At 39.7% G+C, this 697-nt stretch carries 1 protein-coding gene; it reads left to right on the forward strand.

Annotated elements, in window-relative coordinates:
• A partial coding sequence (locus ACFIK6_RS10150) for an ABC transporter substrate-binding protein (protein ID WP_375677620.1) occupies positions 1–697 on the forward strand: 697 nt, incomplete at both ends.

Raw genomic sequence — 697 nt, forward strand, 5'->3', positions numbered from 1 at the left:
ATGGCAGATCAGCCAATGCCAATGATCTTGTTTGGGGTATGAAGCGGATTGTCAAATTGAAGATGAGTAATGCAGCAATTTTTAATGAATATGGAATTACAGAACAAAATGTTGATGATGCTTTGCAAGCTCTTGATGAGAAAACAGTGGTGATGAAATTTGATAAGCCTTATCCAGCAGAGCTCATTCTTAATAATATTGTTGCGAGTCGTGCAACAGCTTTGCTTGATCGTAAGACGATTATGAAACACGAAAAAGATGGCGATTTGGGAAATCAGTATTTGAAAACTCATGCTGCTTGTGTTGGTCCTTATCAGTTAAAAAGTTGGCGCCCTGGAGAAGCTCTTTTGTTGCGTGCAAGCTCTCACTATTGGGGACAAGCACCTAAACTGAAGCAGATTTTAATTCGCCATGTTGCGGAGCCTGGAACACAACGTTTGTTGTTGCAAAAACATGATATTGATGTTGCTCGTAATTTGACACCTGAAGATCTTGCAGATCTGCAAAAAACAACAGATGTTAAAGTTGAAAGAGTGTTAGTGCCAACTATGATGTACTGGGGATTTAATACGACGAATCCCATTTTTGCTAAGGAAAAAGTACGCTTGGCGATGCGTTATCTCATAGATTATGAAGGTCTTGGCAAGAAGCTTCTTAAAGGGATTGGTATTCCACGGGCAAGTTTTATTCCTCTTGG

The organism is Bartonella sp. AS69XJJH (assembly GCF_042195585.1).
Lineage (GTDB): Bacteria > Pseudomonadota > Alphaproteobacteria > Rhizobiales > Rhizobiaceae > Bartonella.